Below are 21306 nucleotides of genomic sequence, written 5' to 3'. Positions count from 1 at the left end.
CAGGTTGCCCGGCCCGCTCACATCCACGCCCGCCGTGACCGACGAGGGTTCATACAGTGAGTAAGTCATGGTCAGGCTCCCGCCCGGATTGGCAATGGCATTGCTGCCCCCGTTGTCCCACAAAACCGAGTTGGTCACCCTAACGTTACTGTTAAGGCTCAATCCCTGCGCATTATAAAAAGCCCCCCCCGACGCTGTGCTGGAGTTATTGGTGGGACTTCCTGCCACCGACACTGATACCGTATTGGTCAGCAGGCTACAGTTGATGATCGAGGGATTGCTGCCCTGATTGTAAAAAGCTCCGCCAAAGATACTGTTCTGAACGACGCTGTTACCGGCGGGTGTCACGGCTGAGGCTCTATTATTCTGAAAACTAGAATTGATCAGTATGGGACTACCTTGAGTCATATAAACCGCCCCGCCCCCGATTCTGTTGAATGCGCCCGTGGCCAGAACCGCGTTGTTTCGGAAGCTACAGCCAGACACGGACAGGCTAACGCCAGAGCTTGCAATGGCCCCGCCATAGGCAGTATTTCCGCTATTTCCTGAACCTGAAGCCACATTATCCAGAAAACTACAATTGGCCAGCAGCAGGCTGCTCACATTGTTGAAGATGGCCCCACCGTAGGCAGTGTTTGAACTGGTGGTTCCTGAGCCCGTAGCGGCATTATTCCGGAAGGTACAGCGGGTCAACGTCAGGGTACCACTCCCTCCATATAAGGCTCCGCCGTAGACAGTGTTTGAAGAGTTTCCCGAAGCCGTAATGGCATTGTCGGTTAGCAGGCAGTCGGTCAGGCTAAACGTTCCACTCGCCCAGATAGCTCCACCACGGAGCGTATTCGAACCGTTTGCTAAACCTATCGTGCTATTGCCCGTCAGCGTGCAACTGCTCAGGCGGGTGTCGGTGCTTCGGTCGTTGTAGATAGCCCCGCCATTAGCACCCGAATTTTGATCCGTTGGGGTGGCGGAGTTATTCAGCAAACGACAGTTGGTGAGGGTGATGATGTTAGTTTGGTCGTTGTAAATGGCCCCGCCATGAGCCCCCCCCCCGTAGGCCTGATTATCCCGCAGCACACAATTGGTCAGGCTGGGGCTACCACCCGCGTTGTAGATGGCTCCGCCAAATGACACCTGACTGCCAACCGCCGAGTTGCTTTGCAGCACACAGCTAGTGAGGATAGGGCTGCTGTTGAGGTTGCAGATGGCTCCACCAATGCCATTGCCACTCGTCGTGGTAGCCTGATTGCTCTGAAACAGACAGTTGGTGAGGGTAGGGCTGCTGTTGTCGTTGTACATGCCCCCACCCGCATTACCGTAATTTATGCCAAATCCCCCTCTGCTGGCATTGCCGCCGGTAATGACAAATCCATCCAGCACGGCACTGGCTGTCAGGCTCAGGCTGGCCGGGTTATACAGCACGTGGAGGCTGTTGTCGGTGGTGCTGGTAGGGTCACCGATTTCGCCACTGAGCGTCGTACTGGACGGTTGATCCGCTACCGGATCGATAGCCGGTCGGTCGCTCAGGTTCTGCTCAGTACCCACAAAGCCCCCATAAATGGCTACCCCGTTCTTCATGGTAAAGCTGATGGTGCGACTGTCGGGCCCCGTAGTAGTGGTAGGTTTATAAACCCCAGCCGCTACCCAGACGGCATCGCCCGACTGGCTGGCGTTAATCATAGCCTGCAAGTCGGCACTGGCGTTGGTCCAGGAGGAGCCGTCGCCTGTGCCGGTAGCGGTGGGTTTAACGTAATGGGTACTCTGGGCCTGGGCGGTGGTGAGCCGCAGCATCGACACACAAACCAGCAAAAAAACGTAAAGAGTAACTTTCATAGAAATTTTTGGTTGAGGAGGGGCAAAACCGAGGATGCCTTCAGCAGGCACATACCCGGCCAATCGGGTTGTGTTCAATGGTATAAATCAGTCATATGGGATAAGTTGTCTCAGAACTCGTCATCAGGCACACCACCACGTGATAGGCTCCCGCCGAATACAGCTGCCGCAGGGTGATCTGCCCCGGTGGGCTGGTCTGTAACAACCGGCGATACCGAGCCAGAAAGCCCTGGCGGGGCACTTCTCGTTGAGGCAGATGTGCAGGGATCAGGTCAGCCACAGGTTGGTGTCCTGGGCCTGCCGCAGTTGACCGAAGAGAGGTCACTACAGGCAGTCAGCCCTACCACCAGCAAAAGCAAAAATCGAACCAGCCTGATAGGCACAGTGGGTTAGTTTTGTGTCATAAAATTCGGCCTCCCTGGACGAAAAAACTTCGTGTATTCGTTCAAAAACGTTTGGCTGGGAGTCAGGCTCGAAAAAAAACTTCGTGTATTGGTGCATTTGTATACCCAACACCCCATTTAGTTGAGATGTCACTACTGCAGGATGGGTCGGAAAGTAGGATGGCAATGGTAGGGTCTGAAGGGTAGGCTCACCTTCCTATTGCGGGGATAAAAGCCCCGATCGGCGGCTTTCCGGAGGTAGTCAAGGCAACTCAGGCCGGTGCCCTATCACCCAGATACAGGCCATTCAGGATATGACTGCTTAGCCTAACTGGGTACAACGGGTCCAGGTCAGCATCTCTCGGCTATAACGAACGGCTTCGGGCATACGTCCCACCGACCGTATCCTGAGTTGATCCGTTTCCATACGATAAGTCGATCGGTCCGTTGGCGCGGTCGGCACGGTCAGTCGTAAGCGAAGTGATACGCTTAGCTCTGCTCAATTCCAACTTGCCGTCTCAAAAATCAACGCATCATTCTTAGCGACATACTTGAGTAACGTCTATGTTCCGGCTCGTTTTACAACGGAATAGCCCCTGATGGAGTTAAATGTTTAACTCCATCAGGGGCTATTCCGTTGTTGACGGTTTACGAACGACTTACTAAATCCATTAGAATTTAACCCCCAGATTAACGCCCAATATCCGCCGTTGACTATTGCCACTGCTCAATACATCGGCAAAACCATGGTGGTAAACAAAGCTTAGCATGATTGGACCCGCATCGAAACCAAGGTTTACCAGTCCGTTGATGGTAGCCGCCTGAAAATCGGCATTACCCAGGTTAAAATCGTTTTTATCGGTACTCAATGGCGTAGCATATTCCGCCCCAACAGCCAGCCGAACGGCCGATACACCCCGATCCGACTGCGCCAGCTTGACACCGATGTAAGCCGGAACATGCAGATAACGCTGATCAATATTGGCCGTAATATCGCCCACACTACCCACTTTACCATCGCCAGCCTGATAAAACTCAGAACTCGATGTCAGGTATTCGGCGCCAATCTGCCCATACACACGGCCACCACCCCGAACAAAAAAGCCTAACTGATACCCAAGGCGTCCAGTTAATTTTTTGTTATCAACATTTTCTCCTTCGAAACGGGTCGAGTTGGCCCCGCCATAAATACCAAACGTAAAGTGTTTGTATTTCTCCCGACGCTCCTGACGTTCGGTTACTTCCTGATTGCGCATGCCATCTTCAAACCCATCGTCATACGCTTTGCTCAAATCCTCTTCACTGAACCGCCGATTATCGTCATAGCGATCCTCGTAGCGGTTATTGTACCGGGGATTTTCCTCGTTTCGGCGATTGTAGTCTCTACGCTCATCAATCACCCGTTCACGGTCGCGCTCACTTTGCCGTTCGTACCGACGCTGGTCCCGCATACGATCCGAACGGTCGTTGTACCGATCGTCGTACGAATTGTACTGCTGCCCTAAAGCAAGGGTTGTACTACAGATACTAGCCAGAATAAAGCCTGTTTTTGAAAAAGTATTCATAAAAAATAGCGTTGAGTATACCTCCTACAACACCCAGCCACAGGGAATGTTTGACACAATGGGTTCGATAAGTCTCTCAAAACAGCCATCCACCCGTACCAGGGCAAGGGCACATGTTCATGCAATGGCTTTCAATCTGTTCAAACAAACTAGCCCATTTTTATATTATATTTTTGTTATATACCATACAACTATATTAGTCAATCTATTATTTTTACACCCGATTCCCTGCCAGTTTACAACAGACCCATGAACTATTTAGGGATTCAATAGGCAAATGCTCCTTCTATGGCTACCTATTGAATCCCTTTCTTTTTTAGTTAGCCCAGACAGTTGGCTCCTGATTCGCTTGGCTGATGGATTTCCGTCGTATCTTTGCCGTATGAAATCGGTTACGTCTCTCTTTCTGGGCATCCTGCTACTCGCTGGCAGTCTGTTTCCGCAAACGGACGTAGAGGAAGTATTTAAAATTCCAGGACTGATTGCGCATTATCAACTGCACAAGAAGACCGCCGGTACTAATTTCGACTTCTGGCAGTTTCTGGACATGCACTATAATGCGTCCTCCAAACACGCCAAAACGCCCCATCAGGGTGTAAAAATTCCACTCTTCAATCACCTGTCTCTGGGATTCGTTTTTACGCTGACACAACCCCAGGTACTCGCCGTCAGGCAGTTTACGGTATTCTTCCTGCCTAAGGTTCTGTACTCCTATCAGAACCTGTACTCCTACCAGAACCCCTCCTTTCTGTTGCAGCCTCCACAACTCGGGTAACTCTCCGTTTATGGCTTCCCTTATCGACTATGTGCCGCAGGCAGGTAGCCGGGTAGCTACTATTTAGTTCTCAACGAGTTACTTCTTTTATGCTGCAAAAAATCATTCAGTTCAGCATCCGCCAAAAGCTGATGGTGGGGCTGGGCGTGTTGGCACTGATTGCCTGGGGAACCTACGCCCTCCGGCAACTACCCATCGACGCTATTCCCGATATTACCAACAACCAGGTTCAGGTTATTACGCAGGTACCTTCGCTGGCGGCTCAGGAAACCGAACAGTTTGTCACCTTCCACTCGAAACCACCCTGCGTAATGTACCGGGCGTTACGGAAATCCGGTCTATATCCCGGTTTGGCCTATCGGTCATAACCGTAGTATTCGACGAAGCGACGCCAACCTTTCAGGCCCGCCAGCTGGTAACGGAACAACTCAAAGCCGCCGAATCCAGCCTAACTACGGGGTCACCACAGTTAGCGCCCATTACTACGGGGCTGGGCGAAATTTATCAATACGTTATCCGGCCCAAAGAGGGCTTCGAGCATCGCTATTCGGCCACCGACTTACGAACCGTGCAGGACTGGCTGGTCAAACGCCAATTGTCGGGGGTACCCGGTGTGGTCGACATTAGTAGCCTGGGTGGGTATCTGAAAGAATACGAAGTCCGGATCAATCCTGAGCGCCTGCACGGTATGGGCACCAGCCTCACCGAAGTGATGGACGCGCTCACGGCCAACAACGCCAACACAGGGGGTAGCTATATCGAAAAAGGGCCGGAAGCGTTTTTTATCCGGGGAGAAGGCATGGTCAAAACGCCCGAAGAGATTGGCCAGATCGTCGTCAAAAATGTAGGGCCTACCCCTGTTCTGGTCCGGGATGTGGCGCAGGTCGATTATGGCCATGCCGTTCGGTATGGAGCCATGACCCGCAACGGCCGGGGCGAAGTTGTCGGTGGCATTGTGTTGATGCTCAAGGGGGCATCGTCCGAAAAAACCATCGAGGGGGTTAAAGCACGCATTGCCGACGTACAAAAAAGTTTGCCAACGGGCCTGGTGATCGAACCCTTTCTGGACCGGAAAGTCCTCATCGACAAAGCCATTCACACCGTTACTAAAAACCTGCTGGAAGGAGGTCTGATTGTGATGAGTGTGTTGCTACTCTTGCTGGGCAACTGGCGGGCGGGTGTGGTCGTGGCTTCAGTAATTCCGCTCTGTATGCTGTTTGCCCTCGGCCTGATGCATGTTTTCGGGGTTTCGGCCAATCTCATGAGCCTGGGTGCCATTGATTTTGGTTTGCTGGTCGATGGGGCGGTTATCATTGTGGAGAGTATGATTTTCAGCATCGTCCATTCGCAGGCGACCCGTATGCAGTCGATGGACGAGATTGCCCTGGATTCGGCCAGCCGACTGATGCGCTCAGCTCTGTTCGGGCAGCTGATCATCCTGATCGTGTACGTACCCATCCTTTCGCTCACGGGCATCGAGGGCAAAATGTTTCGCCCCATGGCCCTGACGGTCGGCTTTGCCATTATGGGAGCCATGCTGCTCTGCGTAACCTACGTCCCGATGATGGCGGCTACACTGCTACGCAAAGACATTCAGGAAGAGGGCACCCTGGCCGACCGGATCATGAAAACCCTCTATCGGGGCTATGCGCCCTTACTGACGGGAGCCCTGCGCTGGCGTAAAACCGTTTTAGCGACATCGGTGCTCTTGCTGGCGGGCGCGTTATGGATTTTCGGGAACATGGGTGGCGAATTTATTCCCAATCTCGACGAAGGCGATATTGCCATCAGTCTAACCCTCAAACCGGGTTCATCGCTCCGGCAAACGATTGAAACCACCGGGCGCATGGAGACAATTCTGAAAAATGGCTTTCCGGAGGTGCGCGATGTGATTTCCAAGATTGGTACGGCCGAGATCCCAACCGATCCCATGCCCATCGAAGCGGCCGATGTGATGGTGTTGCTCAAAGAACCCAGTGAGTGGACATCGGCGTCGACCAAAGAGGAATTGATTCAAAAGATGGAGCGGGCGTTAAGTGTATTGCCGGGCCTGACGGTTGAATTTACCCAGCCCATCCAGCTCCGGTTCAATGAGTTGATGACGGGCGTCAAGTCTGACATCGCCGTAAAAATTTACGGAGAAGACCTGCCTACGCTGTTTACCAAAGCCAATCAGGCTGCGGCAAAAATCCGGTCGATACCGGGTGTTGGCGATTTGAAGGTGGAACAGATCAGCGGCTTACCGCAAATGCTGGTTTCGTACAATCGGGCGCGGCTGGCCCAGTATGGAGTTTCGGTCGCCAACCTGAACCGGATTCTGAAAGCAGCCTTTGCGGGCGAAGTGGCTGGGTCCGTCTTTGAAGGCGAAAAACGGTTCGATCTGGTGGTACGTCTGGACAGTACATATCGTCAGGACATCGACAACATCCGGCAGTTGTACGTCGATTTACCCAATGGTCAGCAGGTGCCGCTGGCGGAACTGGCTACTATCCGGTACGAAAATGCGCCCATGCAAATCTCGCGGGATAATGCCCGGCGACGCATCACCATCGGGATTAATGTACGGGGCCGGGATGTTGAAAGTCTGGTGGGCGACATGAAAGCCATCCTGGAAAAAGAGGTTCCCTTACCTGCCGGCTATAGTTATACCTATGGTGGTCAGTTCGAGAATCTGGTCAAGGCCAAAGAGCGGCTGGCCGTAGCCGTTCCGCTGGCCCTCGTCATGATCGGGCTGCTGCTCTACTTCACCTTCGGCTCGGGTATTCAGGCGCTACTCATTTTTAGCGCAATTCCTCTGTCGGCCATTGGCGGGGTTGTGGCGCTGTGGTTGCGGGGCATGCCTTTCAGCATCTCGGCGGGTGTCGGATTCATTGCGCTGTTTGGGATCGCGGTGCTCAATGGCATCGTACTCATCAGCTATTTCAACCAGCTCGAACAGGAAGGGGTATCGGACGTACTGGAACGGGTAAAACAAGGAACCGCCGTCCGATTTCGCCCGGTCGTGATGACGGCCGCTGTTGCGTCGCTGGGATTTCTGCCAATGGCAATATCGACCTCAGCCGGTGCCGAAGTTCAGAAGCCACTGGCTACGGTCGTTATCGGTGGTCTGGTATCGGCCACGTTGCTCACACTGGTGGTCCTTCCAGTACTGTATAGTCTGGTAGCATCGGGCCGTAATCAGAAGGCCCAACTGGCCCTACCGACCGTAACCCACTGCCTGATTGGTTTGCTACTGATGGGGACTGGCAGCCTGACGCCTACCCAAGCCCAGATGTCAGTTTCTTTAACGGTCGATCAGGCTGTTGAACAGGGGCTACGGGCGAATGGAGGCATACAGGTTTCATCCCAGTTCCTCTTAAGTAATGACCGCGAGGACGAAAAGACGCAAGGATTAAAACGTATTGACCATCAATTCTTAGCGCCTTCGCGTCCTTGCGGTGAACAAACAGCTACTTCTCATTTAAAAACCTATGACACAACAACATTATAAGCCGTTGAGCCTCGTTTACTTGCTCCTACTTAGCTTACTGATCGCCTGCTCTGGTTCAGACGAAACGAATACCAAACAGGTAAAATCAACTACCAATACACCTAATACTGTCACCATCAGCAAGGCCCAATTTCAGGAAACAGGCATTCAACTGGGTGGCCCGGATACCTTAACCCTGGGCGAGCAAATCCAGGCAACGGGCAAACTCGAAGCACCACCCGATCAATGGGCCACGGTGCATGCGCCGATGGGTGGCTTTGTTCGCTCGACCCGGCTGGTCGAAGGTGATTTCGTCAAAAAAGGGCATGTGTTGGCTATGCTTGAGCATCCCGACTACATTAAACTGCAACAGGAATATTTGCAGGCCATTGCCCGAAGCCGGTTCGAGAAGCAGGAACTTGACCGGCAAACTGAACTGAACCGCGAAGAAGTAGGTGCCCGGCGAAAACTCCAGCAGTCGACCGCCGATTTTGAAACGACCCGCGCGCTGCTCACCTCGCTGGAAGCCCAGTTGTCGCAACTACACATCCCGCTAGAAACGCTGCGAAATGGCACCATCACCCGAACCATTCCGCTGCTTGCCCCGATCAGCGGTTATGTCGACAAGGTAAATCTACGGCTTGGTCAGTATGTGGGCACTACCGACGAACTGGTCGAGATTGTGGGGAAAGAGCACCTATACCTCGAACTCCGCGTTTTTGAAAACGACATTCGAAAAGTAAAAGAAGGGCAAACCGTTCGCTTTACGGTGGCCCAGCAGCAAACGGGTGAGATGCAGGCAGTTGTGTACCGGGTGGGTCAGGCGTTCGACCCCCAGACGAAAACCGTACTGGTACACGCCAACCTGACCCGTAAAGACTATGGTCGTCTGTTTGCCGGATCATACGTTCGGGCCGTTATCCTGTCCGATCCCCGGCAGGTGATTGCCTTGCCCGACGATGCGCTGGTTCGCGAAGGGAATAGCTCGTTTATCTACGTTCGCCAGCCTACCGACTCGACCAACGCCTATCGTTTTCAGTTGGTCCCGATCCGAACGGGAATTACCCAAAATCACCAGACCGAAGTAACATTACCCAAATCCATAAATCCGTCGGCCATCGTGCGCGAGGGGGCCTATTTTATCAGCGCCGAACGAGCCAAACTAGCCGGATAAGTCGTATTAAAAAGTATTTAACAGCCATTTGCTAGTCTGAATTGTTAATCAACCAAACAAACATGGACTACCGAATCGCTTCACCACCAAGCGTATACCTCATGGAGCAACCCATTAAACCCCATCAAGCCGAACGGGGACAAAAAACAACACTCATTGGCATCGCCGTCAGCATTGTTTTGCTGGTGATCAAAGGAACGGCCGGATGGCTGGGTCATTCCTATGCCCTCATTGCCGATGCGATCGAATCAGGAACCGATGTGATCACCTCCACCTTTGTCTGGTTTGGGCTACGGGTTGCCGCCCGTAAACCCGACGAAAATCACCCCTACGGACACGGGAAAGCGGAACCACTGGCTGCTATTGTGGTATCGATGGCCCTGCTGGGCGCAGCTATTTTTATTGCCGTCGAAAGTATTCATAACATCCAGGTTCCGCACGAAGTCCCGGCTCCGTTTACGCTGGCGGTTCTGGCGGGGGTCGTGATTGTGAAAGAAGTACTGTTCCGGCGCATCGTTCAGGTGGGCACCGAAACCGAAAGCAGTGCAGTAAAAGCCGATGCCTGGCACCACCGCAGCGACGCTATTACATCGCTAACCGCCTTTGTGGGTATTAGTATAGCTCTGATTGGTGGACCAGGCTATGAAAGTGCCGACGACTGGGCAGCTTTGCTGGCCTCTGGATTTATTGTTTTCAACGCCTATCACATTTTCCGGCCGTCGTTTGGCGAAATCATGGACGAATCTCCGGCTGGTGACTGGAAAGCCGAAATCGAAGCCATCGCTCTAACGGTTCCGAATGTGAAACGGGTCGAAAAATGTATTGTCCGGAAAACGGGGTTCGAGTATTTCGTGGATATGCACGTACAGGTTCCGGCCAATCTGACTGTAAAGCAGGGCCACGATATTGCTCATGCCGTGAAACGCGCCATCATGGCAGAAAAACCCGCCGTTTATGATGTACTGATTCACATCGAACCTCATTAGCAGGCTGTTATGGATTTATTTGATCGATAAGTCCATAACAGCCTTGATGCACTGTCAGTACGGTTCAATCGAGCAGCTGTATCCGGTTCAGTCCCCCCTCAACGACTCTCAACTTGCAGATGGCTTCATTGAGCAATGACTTGATCGTTTCATAGTCGGGGTTGATGGCTTCGTTAATCAGTTGAATAATCGTCTGGTGAAGTTGCAGCACTTCGGGTCGTACTTCATCGCGGGCTATGGCGGCAATCTGTTCCAGTTCGGCATTCCGCTGTTCCAACAGGTTTTTCACCGTGCTGAGTGCCTTGTTGGAACGGCGTAGCTCCATCAAATTGACCACCTGTTTCCCCAGTGCTTTCAACGCATTAAGCTGGGAATCATTGAGTTGTTTAGGGGCGTTATCAATCACACACAACGACCCCAGCGGAAAACCCTCATTATTCACCAGCGGCACACCTGCATAGAAAACGACATGCGGGTCGCCCGTTACCAGCGGATTATCGGAGAACCGCTCATCCTGACGAGAATCCGGCACGATGAATACTTCGGATGGGTTCAGAATGCTATGCGCACAAAAGGAAAACTCGCGAGGAGTTTCGCGCGTGTTTAGCCCAAGATTAGACTTGAACCACTGCCGTTCATCATCGACAAGGCTAATCAGAGAAATGGGTGTCTGACAGATTTCAGACGCTAATGTCGTTATGGCATCATAGTCGTCTTCTGGCAATGTATCGAGAATGTCGTAACTTTTTAACGCGTCAATCCGACTCAGTTCATCAGCGGGTGCGGGGGCACTTTGCATTCGTTCGTTGATTAGATTCGTTTGGAGCACAAAGCTAAAACTAAAGCCGCTTTTTAGACACAAAACTAGCCATTCAAGCGCCCTTTATTTACTACACGCAACAATTACATTCTCTTTTGATACCAAACTCAAAAATAAGGCACAAAACAACCCTCGACCATTAGTCCAACTAAGTTGAAAGCCCCTTTTACTCGTTCGGAATATACGCACGGGCGGCTTCCAGCAGGCGTTTTTGAATGGATCGACGGAGTCGTTCGGGCTCAAGCACAACCATCGCTTCGCCAAAACCCAGAATTTCCTTTTCCAGCTCGAAATTGTGCTGCACGCATAGCCGAATGACAATTCCCTCGCCGGTTCGTTCCAGTACTTCCTGTGAGTGATGAAGCGGCTTGGTTTCTACATAGGGGGCATGCCGATGCGTAATAAACAACTTCACTCTGATTGGCCGCATATTATCGCTGACCGATACGCCAATCACATCCCGGTAATACAGTTCAGGGTCAATATGACTCACCACATAATCGACCTCTGGGGCCGGTGTTATGGCATGCATACGGTCGAGCGCGAGGTTCATGATTTGTCCTTTTCCATCCCGTACCCCCACCGCAAACCAGCGGTTTTTGAACTCTTTCAGCCACCATACATGGAAGATAAGCGTTTGAGGCATCCGTGCCGAAAACGACTGATAGTCAAGACAAACCACTTGCTTCTGAATAACGGCCTGATACAGTACATCCAGAAAATGAAGCCCTTTCAGCCCCTCGTTTTTTTCGAAATCAATAACCGGAACGGACTTCTGGGCCGTTGAATACACATAATCTTCCAGTTTCTGCACCACTTCATTCAGGGCCGTAAAGTGCGAAAACCCTTTAAACTGTTTCAGCACCTCGACGGCCTCATTCATCCGAAGCAAATCGCCATCCGACAACGGAATGTTGGTAATGCTGTATGCTGGATCGTCGTAGGTGTAGTATTTTTTATCGACGACCACAATGGGGGCAAAATAACCTAGCTTATCGCTCCGCATCATCTGCAAATCGGCCTGAATGGTTCGTCGGCTGATGCCTTTGTCGATGCCTTCGTACTCGTAGAGCGCTTCCGATACTTTCTCGATCAGGGCTTCCAGCGTCCATTTCCGCTGTCGATTACGCAGGCAGGCATCCAGTGTTTTGTACCGAATCAGGGCATTCCGATTAGCTGGCATGCTGGTTAATTGTTGATTGTTGGCTATTTTTTTGAGAAAAATGAAAAAATTTCCTGAACTGCGCAAAAAGACTGCGCAGTCACCTCGAATCTTTGCAACGATGGAAACATCAATACCCAAACCAGATGCGGGTTTCTGTATAGCCCCATAGTATCGCAGCCCCTGGCTGATACCGATATGCTGTTGGTTATGGATGCGTTCTGTCTCTATGTGTTGGAGGTTCGAGTCCTCCCTTTGTTTTGGCAAAGTAGCTTAAGGGTAGAGCAATAGGAAAATGCAGGTTCGAATCCTGCTATCAACTCTATAAAAGTTGATCCATTGGTTGGGAAGACGGCCACTTCTAAAAAGGTCTCCAGGATCCATAATCAGCAAGGAGCTATCGGGTTGCTCGATCGGTTCGCCGGGTGAGTGACAGTTTAGCCAGGGCCAGCAGGCCGATACCGCGTTTGTCAGTGTACACTGCTTTGCCGGATGCAAATGGGTCGATTTGTTAACGGATACCGTGTTACGGCACTCTCCTGAAAACACCTCGCCCCTACTCGTTCGTCGAACCTCTGTACCAACGCACTCGCCAACCGGCTTCCGCACAGGCTAAATCGATAGCTCCAGACTGATTATTCATTCATAACCATTTACAAACACCAAAAAACAATGAAAACTGTACGCATCCAGGCCTGGCAAATCGGGCTCGTGTTCAAACAGGGCGGGTATCAAAAACTGATTTCGGAAGGCACGTACTGGGCCTGGCCGAACGAGACCGTCTACGTCTACAACCGGGGAGAGCGGTTACAGAATCCTCCCTGCGATCTGGACGTGCTCTTACAATATCCTGAGGTAGCGGCCTCACTTGATGTGATCGACGTGAACGATTATGAAATTGCCCTACAATACGAAAAAGGTCTTTTTCAATCTATCCTGACCAAAGGCCGCTGGGCCTACTGGAAAGGTATCAAGCAGTACGACTACCTCAAAGCCGACTTAAGTCAACTCGATATTCCGGCAACGATCGACCTCAAATCGCTGATGCCAACGCCTTTGTCGGCCTATGTCCGTACATTCACGGTAGAAGCACACGAGCAGGGCGTTTTGTTTATAGACTGGACATTCGAACGAGTGCTCAAACCGGGTGTTTATTACTGGTGGAAAAACAATACGCCCGTTCATGTACTGAAAGTGGATACCCGTCAGCAGCAAATGGAAGTGTCGGGTCAGGAGATTCTGACCAAAGACAAAGCCTCTCTACGGCTGAGCTTTTTCGTTCAGTTTCAGGTGCAGGATGTCATCAAAGCGCTGGTCGGCAATAAGGACTACGACAAGCAGTTGTATGTGGCTATTCAGTTGGCTCTGCGTGAGTACATTGGTGGCCTGACACTCGACGAACTGCTGGATAAAAAAGGGGAACTGGCACCGTTTGTACTCGCAGCCACAGCAGGCAAAGCCGCTGAACTGGGGGTTGAGTTGCGAAACGGTGGGGCACGTGATATTATCCTGCCGGGCGATATGCGCGACATCATGAACCAGGTCCTGATGGCCGAAAAGAAAGCCCAGGCCAACAGCATCATGCGCCGGGAAGAAACCGCTTCAACGCGCAGTCTGTTGAACACGGCCAAGTTGATGGAAGACAACGAAATGCTCTGGAAATTGAAAGAGATGGAGTACGTCGAGAAAATTGCGGATAAGATCAGTTCGATTTCCGTATCGAACGACGGCTCGATGGTCGATCAATTGAAGCAACTTTTCGTACGGCCAACGTAACGCGGGTAGAAACCCGCGCTGTTTTAAGTAGTTATAAATCGCGGGTTTCCACCCGCGTTACACCATGGAAACATTAATTTCAATCGACGATATCTTAACGCTTGGGCCCATTCCCGAGTCGTTGCATACGCCCTTTCTGCGGGTAGCCAATGGTCTGGTTCAGCGGGCCGGATACCCGACCGAAAAGGTGATGGGATTACTGGCGCAGATGCTTCAGAATCCTAAAAAATTCGCTTACTCGAAAAACAAGGTAACGAATCTGGCGCGGGCCCTTTACGACCTGAACAAACAGGGCATTGCCATTCCGTTGAGCGAAGCCGGGGCTGCGTACCTGCCTCCTGAGCCCGCACCATTCACCCTGAATGCGAGCGGAAACCAGACCGAGCAAACCTTCGACCTGCGTTCCGGGCCCTTGCCGTATGCCGTGTTTGGCCGGGAAAACATCGAAGACGGGGCGCTAAAACAGATGGAAACAGCCGCCAGCCTGCCCATTTCGGTAGCGGGTGCGCTTATGCCCGATGCGCATCAGGGGTACGGACTGCCCATTGGGGGCGTGCTGGCAACGGATGCCAATACCGTGATTCCGTTTGCCGTTGGGGTCGATATTGCCTGCCGGATGTGTCTGTCGATCTTCGATTTACCGCCCGCTTTTTTGAAACGCGAACCGCATCTGCTGAAAAAATCGCTGGTGGAAAAAACCAAGTTTGGTATCGGTGGCGAAACGCGGGAGAAGTTCGATGAGTCGGTGATGGATTTGCCCGAATGGACAGCGACCAAAGTAATTCGCGACCTGAAAGACAAAGCCTATCGACAGCTCGGAAGCTCAGGAACCGGCAACCACTTTGTCGAATGGGGTATTGTGGAGATCTACGAATCGCCCGACCCATCGGAAACGGCTGGCCTGAATCTGCCTGCGGGTGAGTACCTGGCGCTATTGTCACACTCGGGTTCGCGTGGATTTGGGGGTAACGTGGCGAACTATTACTCCAAACTGGCCATGCTGAAAACGAAACTACCCAAACAGGCAGCGCATCTGGCCTGGCTCGACCTGAATACCGAAGAAGGGCAGGAATATTGGATTGCGATGAACCTGGCGGGAGAATATGCGTCGGCCAACCACCACGAGATTCATAACAAGCTGGCCAAAGCCCTGGGCGAAAAACCGCTGGTGATGATCGAAAACCACCACAACTTTGCCTGGAAAGAGCAAATGCCCGATGGCCGCGAGGTGATTATGCACCGAAAGGGGGCCACCCCCGCCGGACCGGATGTACTGGGCATTATTCCTGGCTCGATGACCCAACCTGGTTTTGTAGTACGGGGGCGCGGTGATGCCGACTCGCTCAACTCGGCCTCGCACGGGGCCGGACGGTTGATGTCGCGGACGCAGGCGTTCAACAACATCACCAGTTCGCAGTTGAGGAAAGCCCTGGAAGCGGCCGATGTGCAGTTGATCGGTGGCGACCTCGACGAAGCGCCGATGGTCTACAAAAACATCGAAACCGTCATCGACGCCCAGCGCGACCTGGTCTCCGTTCTGGCAAAGTTCACGCCCAAAATCGTCCGCATGGCCGACGCCAACCGTAAAGAAGGCCGCGAAGATTGATTACTATTTTACCTTCCCGAAAGCTTCGCGCTTTCGGGAAGATTTTGAACAAATTGCTTTCGGTAACTTTCCCAAATACATTTACTTTCCAATATATTTGGAAAAAAGGCTCATTGGCACTTTCGTATGTTTATATGTTAGCGGTAAGATTAGGGCGGCAATCAACTATTTTCAAACAAATAATTATATAAATGACTTTACAGAAGATTTGTTTTTTAGTATTCTTATCAGCATTCATACGATCAGGTTGTAATGGTCAGGACAATCGAATTTTTGAAATCCCTTTTACATTAGACAAAAGACTACTGGTTTTTAAAGGGCAATTAAACGGAGTTGAAACAAATTTCGCTTTTGACACAGGTGCCGCCGAAGGCATTGCCACATCCAATGAAGAAAATACAAAAGGAATTGAAAGAAAGACTTCGACACAGCGTATACTAGATGGAAACGGCAAAATTGCTTATTTACAGACAGGAATAACAAAAGAACTTTCAGTTGGAGATTTTAAGTTTAAAAATGTACGGTCTACAATAAGTGACATGCAATACTTACAATGCATGAACTTATACTTATTAGGAGCTGATATAATCAGGCAACTAAACTGGGAAATCGATTTTGAAAAGATGACTCTAAAAGTTTCTAAAAACATAATTGAAACTACGGCAGATATGCCAATAATTCCGATAAGCTATGAATACAACACCACCAAAATAAAGCTGAGGATAAACTCAATGGACTTTAAAAATGTCTTAATTGATTTCGGCTACACAGGGGTTATGGAAATACCTACAGGAAGTGACATTATAAAACAGTTTATAGACTACAAAAAAAGTAAGAACTTAGTATCGACAACAATCGCATCAACCTATGCAGCTATAGGAATGTCAAAACCGACTTTTGTAGAAAAAATAACCCTTGATAGTTTAACCATCAATGGCAAACAATACTACAATATCCCCGCAGAATTTAAAGAAAAAGTTAGTATCAAATTAGGCCTTGCCTTTTTTAGCTCAACCTGCAAAAAAGTAATCATCAACAATAATGATAAAAAAATCTATTTGCAATTAAAAAACACCTATGACTTCAAAACCTCTTTCCCTGTTTCAGTGGTAATGAAGAGTGGAAAATTAAAAATAGCAGCAACTTCAATCAGCGACAGTCTTATTGCAAATAGCTTCGCTATTGATGAAGAAATAAATACCATTAACGGAAAGTCAGGAAGTGACTTTTCAAGTGAGTGTGATTTTTTAAATTGGTATTACTTAACACGCTGGAACAAGCTAACTATTAAGAAAATAAACGGGCAGGAAATCGAAGTCAGAAAGAACGCCAACCCTTAATAGTGGCTTTGGCAAAATGGAGTGGAGAATTATAAATTCAACATTTGTGCTACTATCAGCTTCTTCCCAAGCCCAACATTACAAATTAAGCTACAGAATTAGCGATTGCCGTTACACTATTCTCATCACATCAAAAAACAACAAAGGTCTGTATATACGATATCAATTCATGACAACAGACGTATTTACGCTAACGATTCATATGGTGTCGAGCCTGGATGGCAGGATTGCCAAAAAGGACAATAGTGTTTCCTGGTTCGACACGCCGGACCACTACGAAAAAGGCATTGAACTGACCGAGCAGGCTACCGCCGACTTTCTGAAAACCATCGATTGCTATGTGATGGGAGCCCGCACCTATGAGCATGCGCTGGAACTGTCGAAATTGTACGGCTGGGCGTATGGCGATGTACCTACATTCGTCGTAACCAGTCGGGACCTGCCCATTGAGCGGCCCAACATCGAACGCTACTCGGGCGATTTGAGCGTACTGGTGAATGAACGGCTGAAACCAGCTTACAAAACGGTTTGGGTTGTCGGTGGGGCGGAGCTTGCCAACCAGTTCATCCGGTTGAAACTGGCCGACGAAATTCGTTTATCCATCCTACCCATTATTCTGGGCGACGGTGTTTTGTTTTTTGAGCAGTTTGGTCCAGAACAGACATTGCACTTACGTGATGTGCGAGCCTATAAAAGCGGTATGGTTGAGCTAATCTACGAACTCAAAAAATAAGTGGCTGCTTGCTCAACGGTGGTAGCGCTACCTACGGTTTATAGCACCCCTCCCCTATTCAGCAAACAGCCTGATCTACTTACTGCCGACGGCGCTCCCGCATGGCGCTGCGCATCTCGTCCCGCAGTGCTTCGTATTGCTTATACTGATCTTTGGTCAACACTTCTTTCATCTCCTTATCCTTGCTGTTCATCATGGCTTTGGCTTCGCGCATGGTCTTGAGGTTACGTCCACCCGTCTCCATCAGCGACTGAGCCTGCTTGGCATATTTCAGATTAATATCAGCTACCGATGGTTCCTGTTCGGGCGATAGCTTCAATACGTCTTTCATGCGGGCCGTTTGGCGAGTGGCGCGTTCTTCAGGGGTTCCGATGGGTCGTTGCTGGGCATACGACACCAACGAAAATAGAACGAGTGCAAACACAAGTGCAACACTTAACAGGTTGTTTTTCATATGAACTACTGGATTGATTGGTTGATAAAATTGTTTCTGCCGTGCTCGTCCGCAGGCGATCCTGCGCAACTCGCTGTACAGTTCAATGCTTATGACTATCGACATACGACTGCACCCGCTGCCGAACATTCTGCCGGATATCCATCCAGAACAGGTTGTAATCCAGCACATGCAGGTTTTTCAGGCGCTTTAACCGATCATCGATCCCATCGGGCAAACTGACCCATAAAATAGCTGACTGGGGTTCAATACCCGCCCCAATGCTGTGCGGCAGTAGTTCGTTGAACCCCCGTAGCGCCCCGCCATGCTGGTCGCTGGAAGCCCATTGGGTCACGGTGGTCCAGGTCAGCGGATTCACACAGAGCGAGTTTCCATTTTCCTCTTCTACAGGCCGGGGAATTTCACCTTTCGCATACGACCGCCAGCCCACCACACAGCCCGTGGCTGTTGGCGAATCGCCCCAGGGCAATTGCTTAAAGGCCCGCTTCTCAATCTGGTAACCCACCACGTAGGCGCAGACCAGTTGCTGTTGCAGCGGCTTCCCATCAAAAAACTCCTGCAACAACCGAATCGCGTGCAAACTTCCCTGGCTATGCGAGGCAATCACAATGGGCCGCCCATGGTTATGGTGATCGAGGTAGTACTGAAACGCCTTTTTGATGTCGCCGTATGCCAGGTCGAAAGCCTGCTGGGCTTTGGGAGAATCTCGCACGAAAAACGCTTTCAGGCTGGCCTGTCGATACCGGGGGGCAAATACGCGGCAACTCCCATTAAATACCGATGCCTGATACAGAATAGGCCGCAAGTCGGTCGTACGATTCAGCGCCGTATCGCGTAGATCGGCATTCCAGGCCGAATTTCGCAGCTCAGCCAGCAGATTAGTCCGTTGCTGTGTCGGAGCAGACGCATCGGCTTCTGAATGAATCCCCGTTCCGAACGTAGTTGGGTGAATAAAGAATACATCGGCCAGCGTATCGCGTTGTTCGGCTTTCAGAAAGGCGGGGATACTGTCGGCCACATCGTGCTTGTAAGGCGAAGCGGCCCAGTAATACAGGTTGTTATAATCCGGTGCCGGGCCAGTGGTAGGTGCTGCGTTCCGGTCGAAATTCCGCTCCATCATCTGCTGCATCAACCGCCCTCGCTGTGCCAGGGTAGTCTGCGCCATCAGTAAGGTAGCAACAAAAAAAAGGGTATTTTTCATGATGATTCTCCAAACGATTAAAACGCTTCCATCCATTTTTTGAATTGACTGACCCGATCTTTACTGATGAGCACCTGAACGCTGGATTCGGGTTGTAGCCGGAGCCGGAGTCGCCCATTGAAGTACAATTCGGCCTCCCGGATGCTGTTTCGGGCGACAATCCATTGGCGATTGGCCCGGAAAAATTGTTGTGGATCGAGTTGGGCTTCCAGCTCTTCCAGATTCAGATCGATGGAGTAGCTAACTGGCCGTTCCGACAATCGGCGTTCATGGGGCCGATCATACAGTGTTGCCGACACTACCCCACCCTCAATTGCAAAATAGGCCACATCGACCACGTTTATGGGCAACAGCTTATCCCGAAACGATAGTAAAAAACTCTGCCGATACGTGGGCGGCAGAAACGCCCGCCCGCTCAGTAAGGTCTGCATCTGCTGAATCAGATCGTGGGCAACAGGCCGGGCCAGGGATCGGTATTTTTGCAGAGCTCCTTCAAGCGATTCACGGTCGATGGGTTTCAGCAGATAATCGATACTATTGTGTCGGAACGCCCGAATGGCGTATTCGTCGTAGGCCGTTGTGAAAATGATCGGACAGGTAACCGTCACGCTTTCGAGCAATGAAAACGACAGTCCATCTGCCAGTTGAATATCTGAGAAGATCAGGTCTGGTGTCGGCAGGGTTGACCATTGAGCCCGTCCGTCTTCTACGCTATCGATCACCCCGATTACCTGCAACTCCAGCTCAATTTCCCGAAGCAGAGCGATGATATGGCTCGCTGCCGTTTGTTCATCTTCAATAATCAAGACACGCATGACAGTTCAGTGATTTCGGTTTATACAAGTTGGTTTACTGGCTGACCGGGCGTGAGCGGAATAATTGGTAAATGGACACTAAACTCGCGGTCGGATCGGATAATCTGAATCGACTGGCCAGTCAATAGCCGATACCGACTTTCCAGATTCGACAGTCCACTTCCCATGCCATCGGTCGGTTCCGATTTGGGCTGCCGGGCATTCCGAACAACAATCCATTCGTTGGCCGGGTCAGTTGTCAGGTAAATGGTAAGGGGCCGGGCATTCGAAACAACGTTATGTTTGACCGCATTTTCAATTAGTAGTTGCAGCGACATAGGGGGTATCAGCCAGGGGGCCTGCGCTGGTAATGCATTTTCGATGCGTAGATTCGTGCCAAAGCGAATCGTCAACAGATAGGAATAGGCGGAGGTAAACTGCATTTCGTCGGCAAAGGGCACCAGCGTCTGTTGCTGCGTCTGCAACGAGTATCGTAACACCTGCGATAATTTTGCCAGATACTGCTGACTCTTAGGCTCTCCTTCCCGAATAAGCGAACTGAGGGCATTCAGCGAATTGAACAGAAAATGCGGATTAAGCTGTGCCCGGAGTGTGTCGAGCTGCGCTTGCAGGCTCTGCCGTTTTAATTGCTCGTTCTCTGCCTGCATAGCCCGGTTTTCCTGCAGAATGGTCAGGAAATAACCAATTGGCAGGGCCGTTACCCAAACGAAAAAACTACGAAAGTAGGACGTTATGACCACGAGCAGGGGCCGATCGGGGTACCAGACCACCAATAGGGCCGCAAACACACCCGTTAAAAAAAGAAATAGGAGAAAATTGATACCGTACCATCCCAACAGCCCAAACCGGGTCCGGTATAGCTTTCGACCGAGGACATATCGGTTGATTTCGATAAAGAAGAAGGCAAACAGTACATGAAAAACCAGTCGACTTACAGCAAGCCCTGGTCCTACGTCGGGGGCTCCTGGCAAGAAGGCCAAACGCGCCCTGGCTGTTAATCGCAACAGCGGTAGGTTTACCAGCACCCCAATAATCAGCGACGCTACTCCGGCAATCTGACGCCACGACAAACGAATATTCATATCCCAAGATACACAGGTGCCGAAGGTTTTACAGGCGGTAAGATAGTGAAGCTGCCAAAGTAGTGATTCAGACCGACGATTTAAAGGGTAAGTTTCTATGACCTTGCCGATTTGATTTCGTCTATGTAGAGACGG

General features: G+C 50.8%; 18 protein-coding genes. 10 read left to right on the top strand and 8 right to left on the bottom strand.

The window, feature by feature from the left end; genetic code table 11:
- A partial coding sequence (locus tag BGO59_RS06675; RefSeq protein ID WP_293682460.1) for a hypothetical protein occupies window positions 1-1830 on the bottom strand: 1830 nt, incomplete at its 3' end.
- Window positions 1831-2016: 186 nt separating this feature from the next.
- On the opposite strand from BGO59_RS06675, the gene BGO59_RS06670 reads away from it, so the two are divergent.
- Window positions 2017-2223 (top strand): hypothetical protein, encoded by a 207-nt coding sequence (locus BGO59_RS06670; RefSeq protein ID WP_293682458.1) that lies wholly within the window; start codon window positions 2017-2019, stop codon window positions 2221-2223.
- A gap of 661 nt (window positions 2224-2884) precedes the next feature.
- On the opposite strand, the gene BGO59_RS06665 is transcribed toward BGO59_RS06670, so the two are convergent.
- Complete coding sequence (locus BGO59_RS06665) at window positions 2885-3778, bottom strand: hypothetical protein (protein ID WP_293682456.1); 894 nt, start codon at window positions 3776-3778, stop codon at window positions 2885-2887.
- A gap of 382 nt (window positions 3779-4160) precedes the next feature.
- On the opposite strand from BGO59_RS06665, the gene BGO59_RS06660 reads away from it, so the two are divergent.
- The 5 genes from BGO59_RS06660 (at window position 4161) to BGO59_RS06640 (ending at window position 10182) form a co-directional block, all read left to right on the top strand.
- Window positions 4161-4553: a hypothetical protein gene (locus BGO59_RS06660; RefSeq protein WP_293682454.1), complete on the top strand. Its 393-nt coding sequence runs from the start codon at window positions 4161-4163 to the stop codon at window positions 4551-4553.
- Window positions 4554-4642: 89 nt separating this feature from the next.
- Window positions 4643-4921 carry an efflux RND transporter permease subunit gene (locus tag BGO59_RS06655; protein ID WP_293682452.1) on the top strand — a complete coding sequence of 93 codons (279 nt, stop codon included), beginning with the start codon at window positions 4643-4645 and terminating at the stop codon, window positions 4919-4921.
- Window positions 4858-8043 (top strand): CusA/CzcA family heavy metal efflux RND transporter, encoded by a 3186-nt coding sequence (locus tag BGO59_RS06650; protein WP_366937033.1) that lies wholly within the window; start codon window positions 4858-4860, stop codon window positions 8041-8043. The genes BGO59_RS06655 and BGO59_RS06650 overlap by 64 nt, the downstream gene beginning before the upstream one ends.
- Window positions 8024-9196, top strand: coding sequence for an efflux RND transporter periplasmic adaptor subunit (locus BGO59_RS06645; protein ID WP_293682450.1), 1173 nt, complete (start codon window positions 8024-8026; stop codon window positions 9194-9196). Before BGO59_RS06650 ends, BGO59_RS06645 begins: the two co-directional genes overlap by 20 nt.
- A gap of 101 nt (window positions 9197-9297) precedes the next feature.
- The gene (locus BGO59_RS06640; RefSeq protein WP_293682478.1) at window positions 9298-10182 is read left to right on the top strand and encodes a cation diffusion facilitator family transporter; all 885 of its coding nucleotides are present in this window, start codon (window positions 9298-9300) and stop codon (window positions 10180-10182) included.
- Window positions 10183-10246: 64 nt separating this feature from the next.
- Here the strand turns inward: BGO59_RS06640 and BGO59_RS06635 are convergent, their stop codons facing one another.
- Together BGO59_RS06635 and BGO59_RS06630 are read right to left on the bottom strand one after the other, a co-directional pair.
- Window positions 10247-10981, bottom strand: coding sequence for a GAF domain-containing protein (locus BGO59_RS06635; RefSeq protein ID WP_293682448.1), 735 nt, complete (start codon window positions 10979-10981; stop codon window positions 10247-10249).
- Window positions 10982-11168: 187 nt separating this feature from the next.
- Window positions 11169-12185 (bottom strand): WYL domain-containing protein, encoded by a 1017-nt coding sequence (locus BGO59_RS06630; protein ID WP_293682446.1) that lies wholly within the window; start codon window positions 12183-12185, stop codon window positions 11169-11171.
- 651 nt (window positions 12186-12836) lie between these two features.
- On the opposite strand from BGO59_RS06630, the gene BGO59_RS06625 reads away from it, so the two are divergent.
- The 4 genes from BGO59_RS06625 to BGO59_RS06610 all read left to right on the top strand — a co-directional run bounded on the left by BGO59_RS06625 (window position 12837) and on the right by BGO59_RS06610 (window position 17619).
- The gene (locus BGO59_RS06625) at window positions 12837-13940 is read left to right on the top strand and encodes a slipin family protein (RefSeq protein ID WP_293682444.1); all 1104 of its coding nucleotides are present in this window, start codon (window positions 12837-12839) and stop codon (window positions 13938-13940) included.
- 64 nt (window positions 13941-14004) lie between these two features.
- Window positions 14005-15546, top strand: coding sequence for an RtcB family protein (locus BGO59_RS06620; RefSeq protein WP_293682442.1), 1542 nt, complete (start codon window positions 14005-14007; stop codon window positions 15544-15546).
- Between the two features lie 191 nt (window positions 15547-15737).
- Window positions 15738-16886, top strand: a complete 1149-nt coding sequence (locus BGO59_RS06615; RefSeq protein WP_293682440.1) for a retroviral-like aspartic protease family protein — start codon at window positions 15738-15740, stop codon at window positions 16884-16886.
- A 169-nt stretch (window positions 16887-17055) separates the two neighbouring features.
- Entirely contained in the window at window positions 17056-17619 is a 564-nt protein-coding gene (locus BGO59_RS06610) for a dihydrofolate reductase family protein (RefSeq protein WP_293682438.1), read from the top strand.
- Window positions 17620-17698: 79 nt separating this feature from the next.
- Here BGO59_RS06610 and BGO59_RS06605 read toward each other — a convergent pair whose 3' ends face one another.
- The 4 genes from BGO59_RS06605 to BGO59_RS06590 all read right to left on the bottom strand — a co-directional run bounded on the left by BGO59_RS06605 (window position 17699) and on the right by BGO59_RS06590 (window position 21171).
- On the bottom strand, window positions 17699-18073 hold the full coding sequence (locus BGO59_RS06605) for a hypothetical protein (RefSeq protein ID WP_293682436.1): 375 nt from the start codon (window positions 18071-18073) through the stop codon (window positions 17699-17701).
- 82 nt (window positions 18074-18155) lie between these two features.
- Window positions 18156-19274, bottom strand: a complete 1119-nt coding sequence (locus BGO59_RS06600) for a DUF3089 domain-containing protein (protein WP_293682434.1) — start codon at window positions 19272-19274, stop codon at window positions 18156-18158.
- 17 nt (window positions 19275-19291) lie between these two features.
- Window positions 19292-20089, bottom strand: a complete 798-nt coding sequence (locus BGO59_RS06595) for a LytTR family DNA-binding domain-containing protein (RefSeq protein WP_293682432.1) — start codon at window positions 20087-20089, stop codon at window positions 19292-19294.
- A gap of 20 nt (window positions 20090-20109) precedes the next feature.
- Window positions 20110-21171: a sensor histidine kinase gene (locus BGO59_RS06590; RefSeq protein ID WP_293682430.1), complete on the bottom strand. Its 1062-nt coding sequence runs from the start codon at window positions 21169-21171 to the stop codon at window positions 20110-20112.
- Between the last annotated feature and the right edge of the window lie 135 nt (window positions 21172-21306).

Origin of the sequence: Spirosoma sp. 48-14, assembly GCF_001898575.1 — a bacterium.
Taxonomy (GTDB): Bacteria; Bacteroidota; Bacteroidia; order Cytophagales; family Spirosomataceae; genus Spirosoma.
The sequence above is the reverse complement of the archived record's forward strand: the minus strand, read 5'-3'. Positions and strand labels throughout refer to the sequence as shown.

Coding starts and splice junctions, on each gene's coding strand:
- BGO59_RS06640 (WP_293682478.1), top strand. CDS start 9,298: ATGGAGCAACCCATTAAACCCCATCAAGCCGAACGGGGACAAAAAACA.
- BGO59_RS06590 (WP_293682430.1), bottom strand. CDS start 21,171: ATGAATATTCGTTTGTCGTGGCGTCAGATTGCCGGAGTAGCGTCGCTG.
- BGO59_RS06630 (WP_293682446.1), bottom strand. CDS start 12,185: ATGCCAGCTAATCGGAATGCCCTGATTCGGTACAAAACACTGGATGCC.
- BGO59_RS06605 (WP_293682436.1), bottom strand. CDS start 18,073: ATGAAAAACAACCTGTTAAGTGTTGCACTTGTGTTTGCACTCGTTCTA.
- BGO59_RS06655 (WP_293682452.1), top strand. CDS start 4,643: ATGCTGCAAAAAATCATTCAGTTCAGCATCCGCCAAAAGCTGATGGTG.
- BGO59_RS06625 (WP_293682444.1), top strand. CDS start 12,837: ATGAAAACTGTACGCATCCAGGCCTGGCAAATCGGGCTCGTGTTCAAA.
- BGO59_RS06610 (WP_293682438.1), top strand. CDS start 17,056: ATGACAACAGACGTATTTACGCTAACGATTCATATGGTGTCGAGCCTG.
- BGO59_RS06645 (WP_293682450.1), top strand. CDS start 8,024: ATGACACAACAACATTATAAGCCGTTGAGCCTCGTTTACTTGCTCCTA.
- BGO59_RS06615 (WP_293682440.1), top strand. CDS start 15,738: ATGACTTTACAGAAGATTTGTTTTTTAGTATTCTTATCAGCATTCATA.
- BGO59_RS06660 (WP_293682454.1), top strand. CDS start 4,161: ATGAAATCGGTTACGTCTCTCTTTCTGGGCATCCTGCTACTCGCTGGC.
- BGO59_RS06635 (WP_293682448.1), bottom strand. CDS start 10,981: ATGCAAAGTGCCCCCGCACCCGCTGATGAACTGAGTCGGATTGACGCG.
- BGO59_RS06665 (WP_293682456.1), bottom strand. CDS start 3,778: ATGAATACTTTTTCAAAAACAGGCTTTATTCTGGCTAGTATCTGTAGT.
- BGO59_RS06620 (WP_293682442.1), top strand. CDS start 14,005: ATGGAAACATTAATTTCAATCGACGATATCTTAACGCTTGGGCCCATT.
- BGO59_RS06600 (WP_293682434.1), bottom strand. CDS start 19,274: ATGAAAAATACCCTTTTTTTTGTTGCTACCTTACTGATGGCGCAGACT.
- BGO59_RS06595 (WP_293682432.1), bottom strand. CDS start 20,089: ATGCGTGTCTTGATTATTGAAGATGAACAAACGGCAGCGAGCCATATC.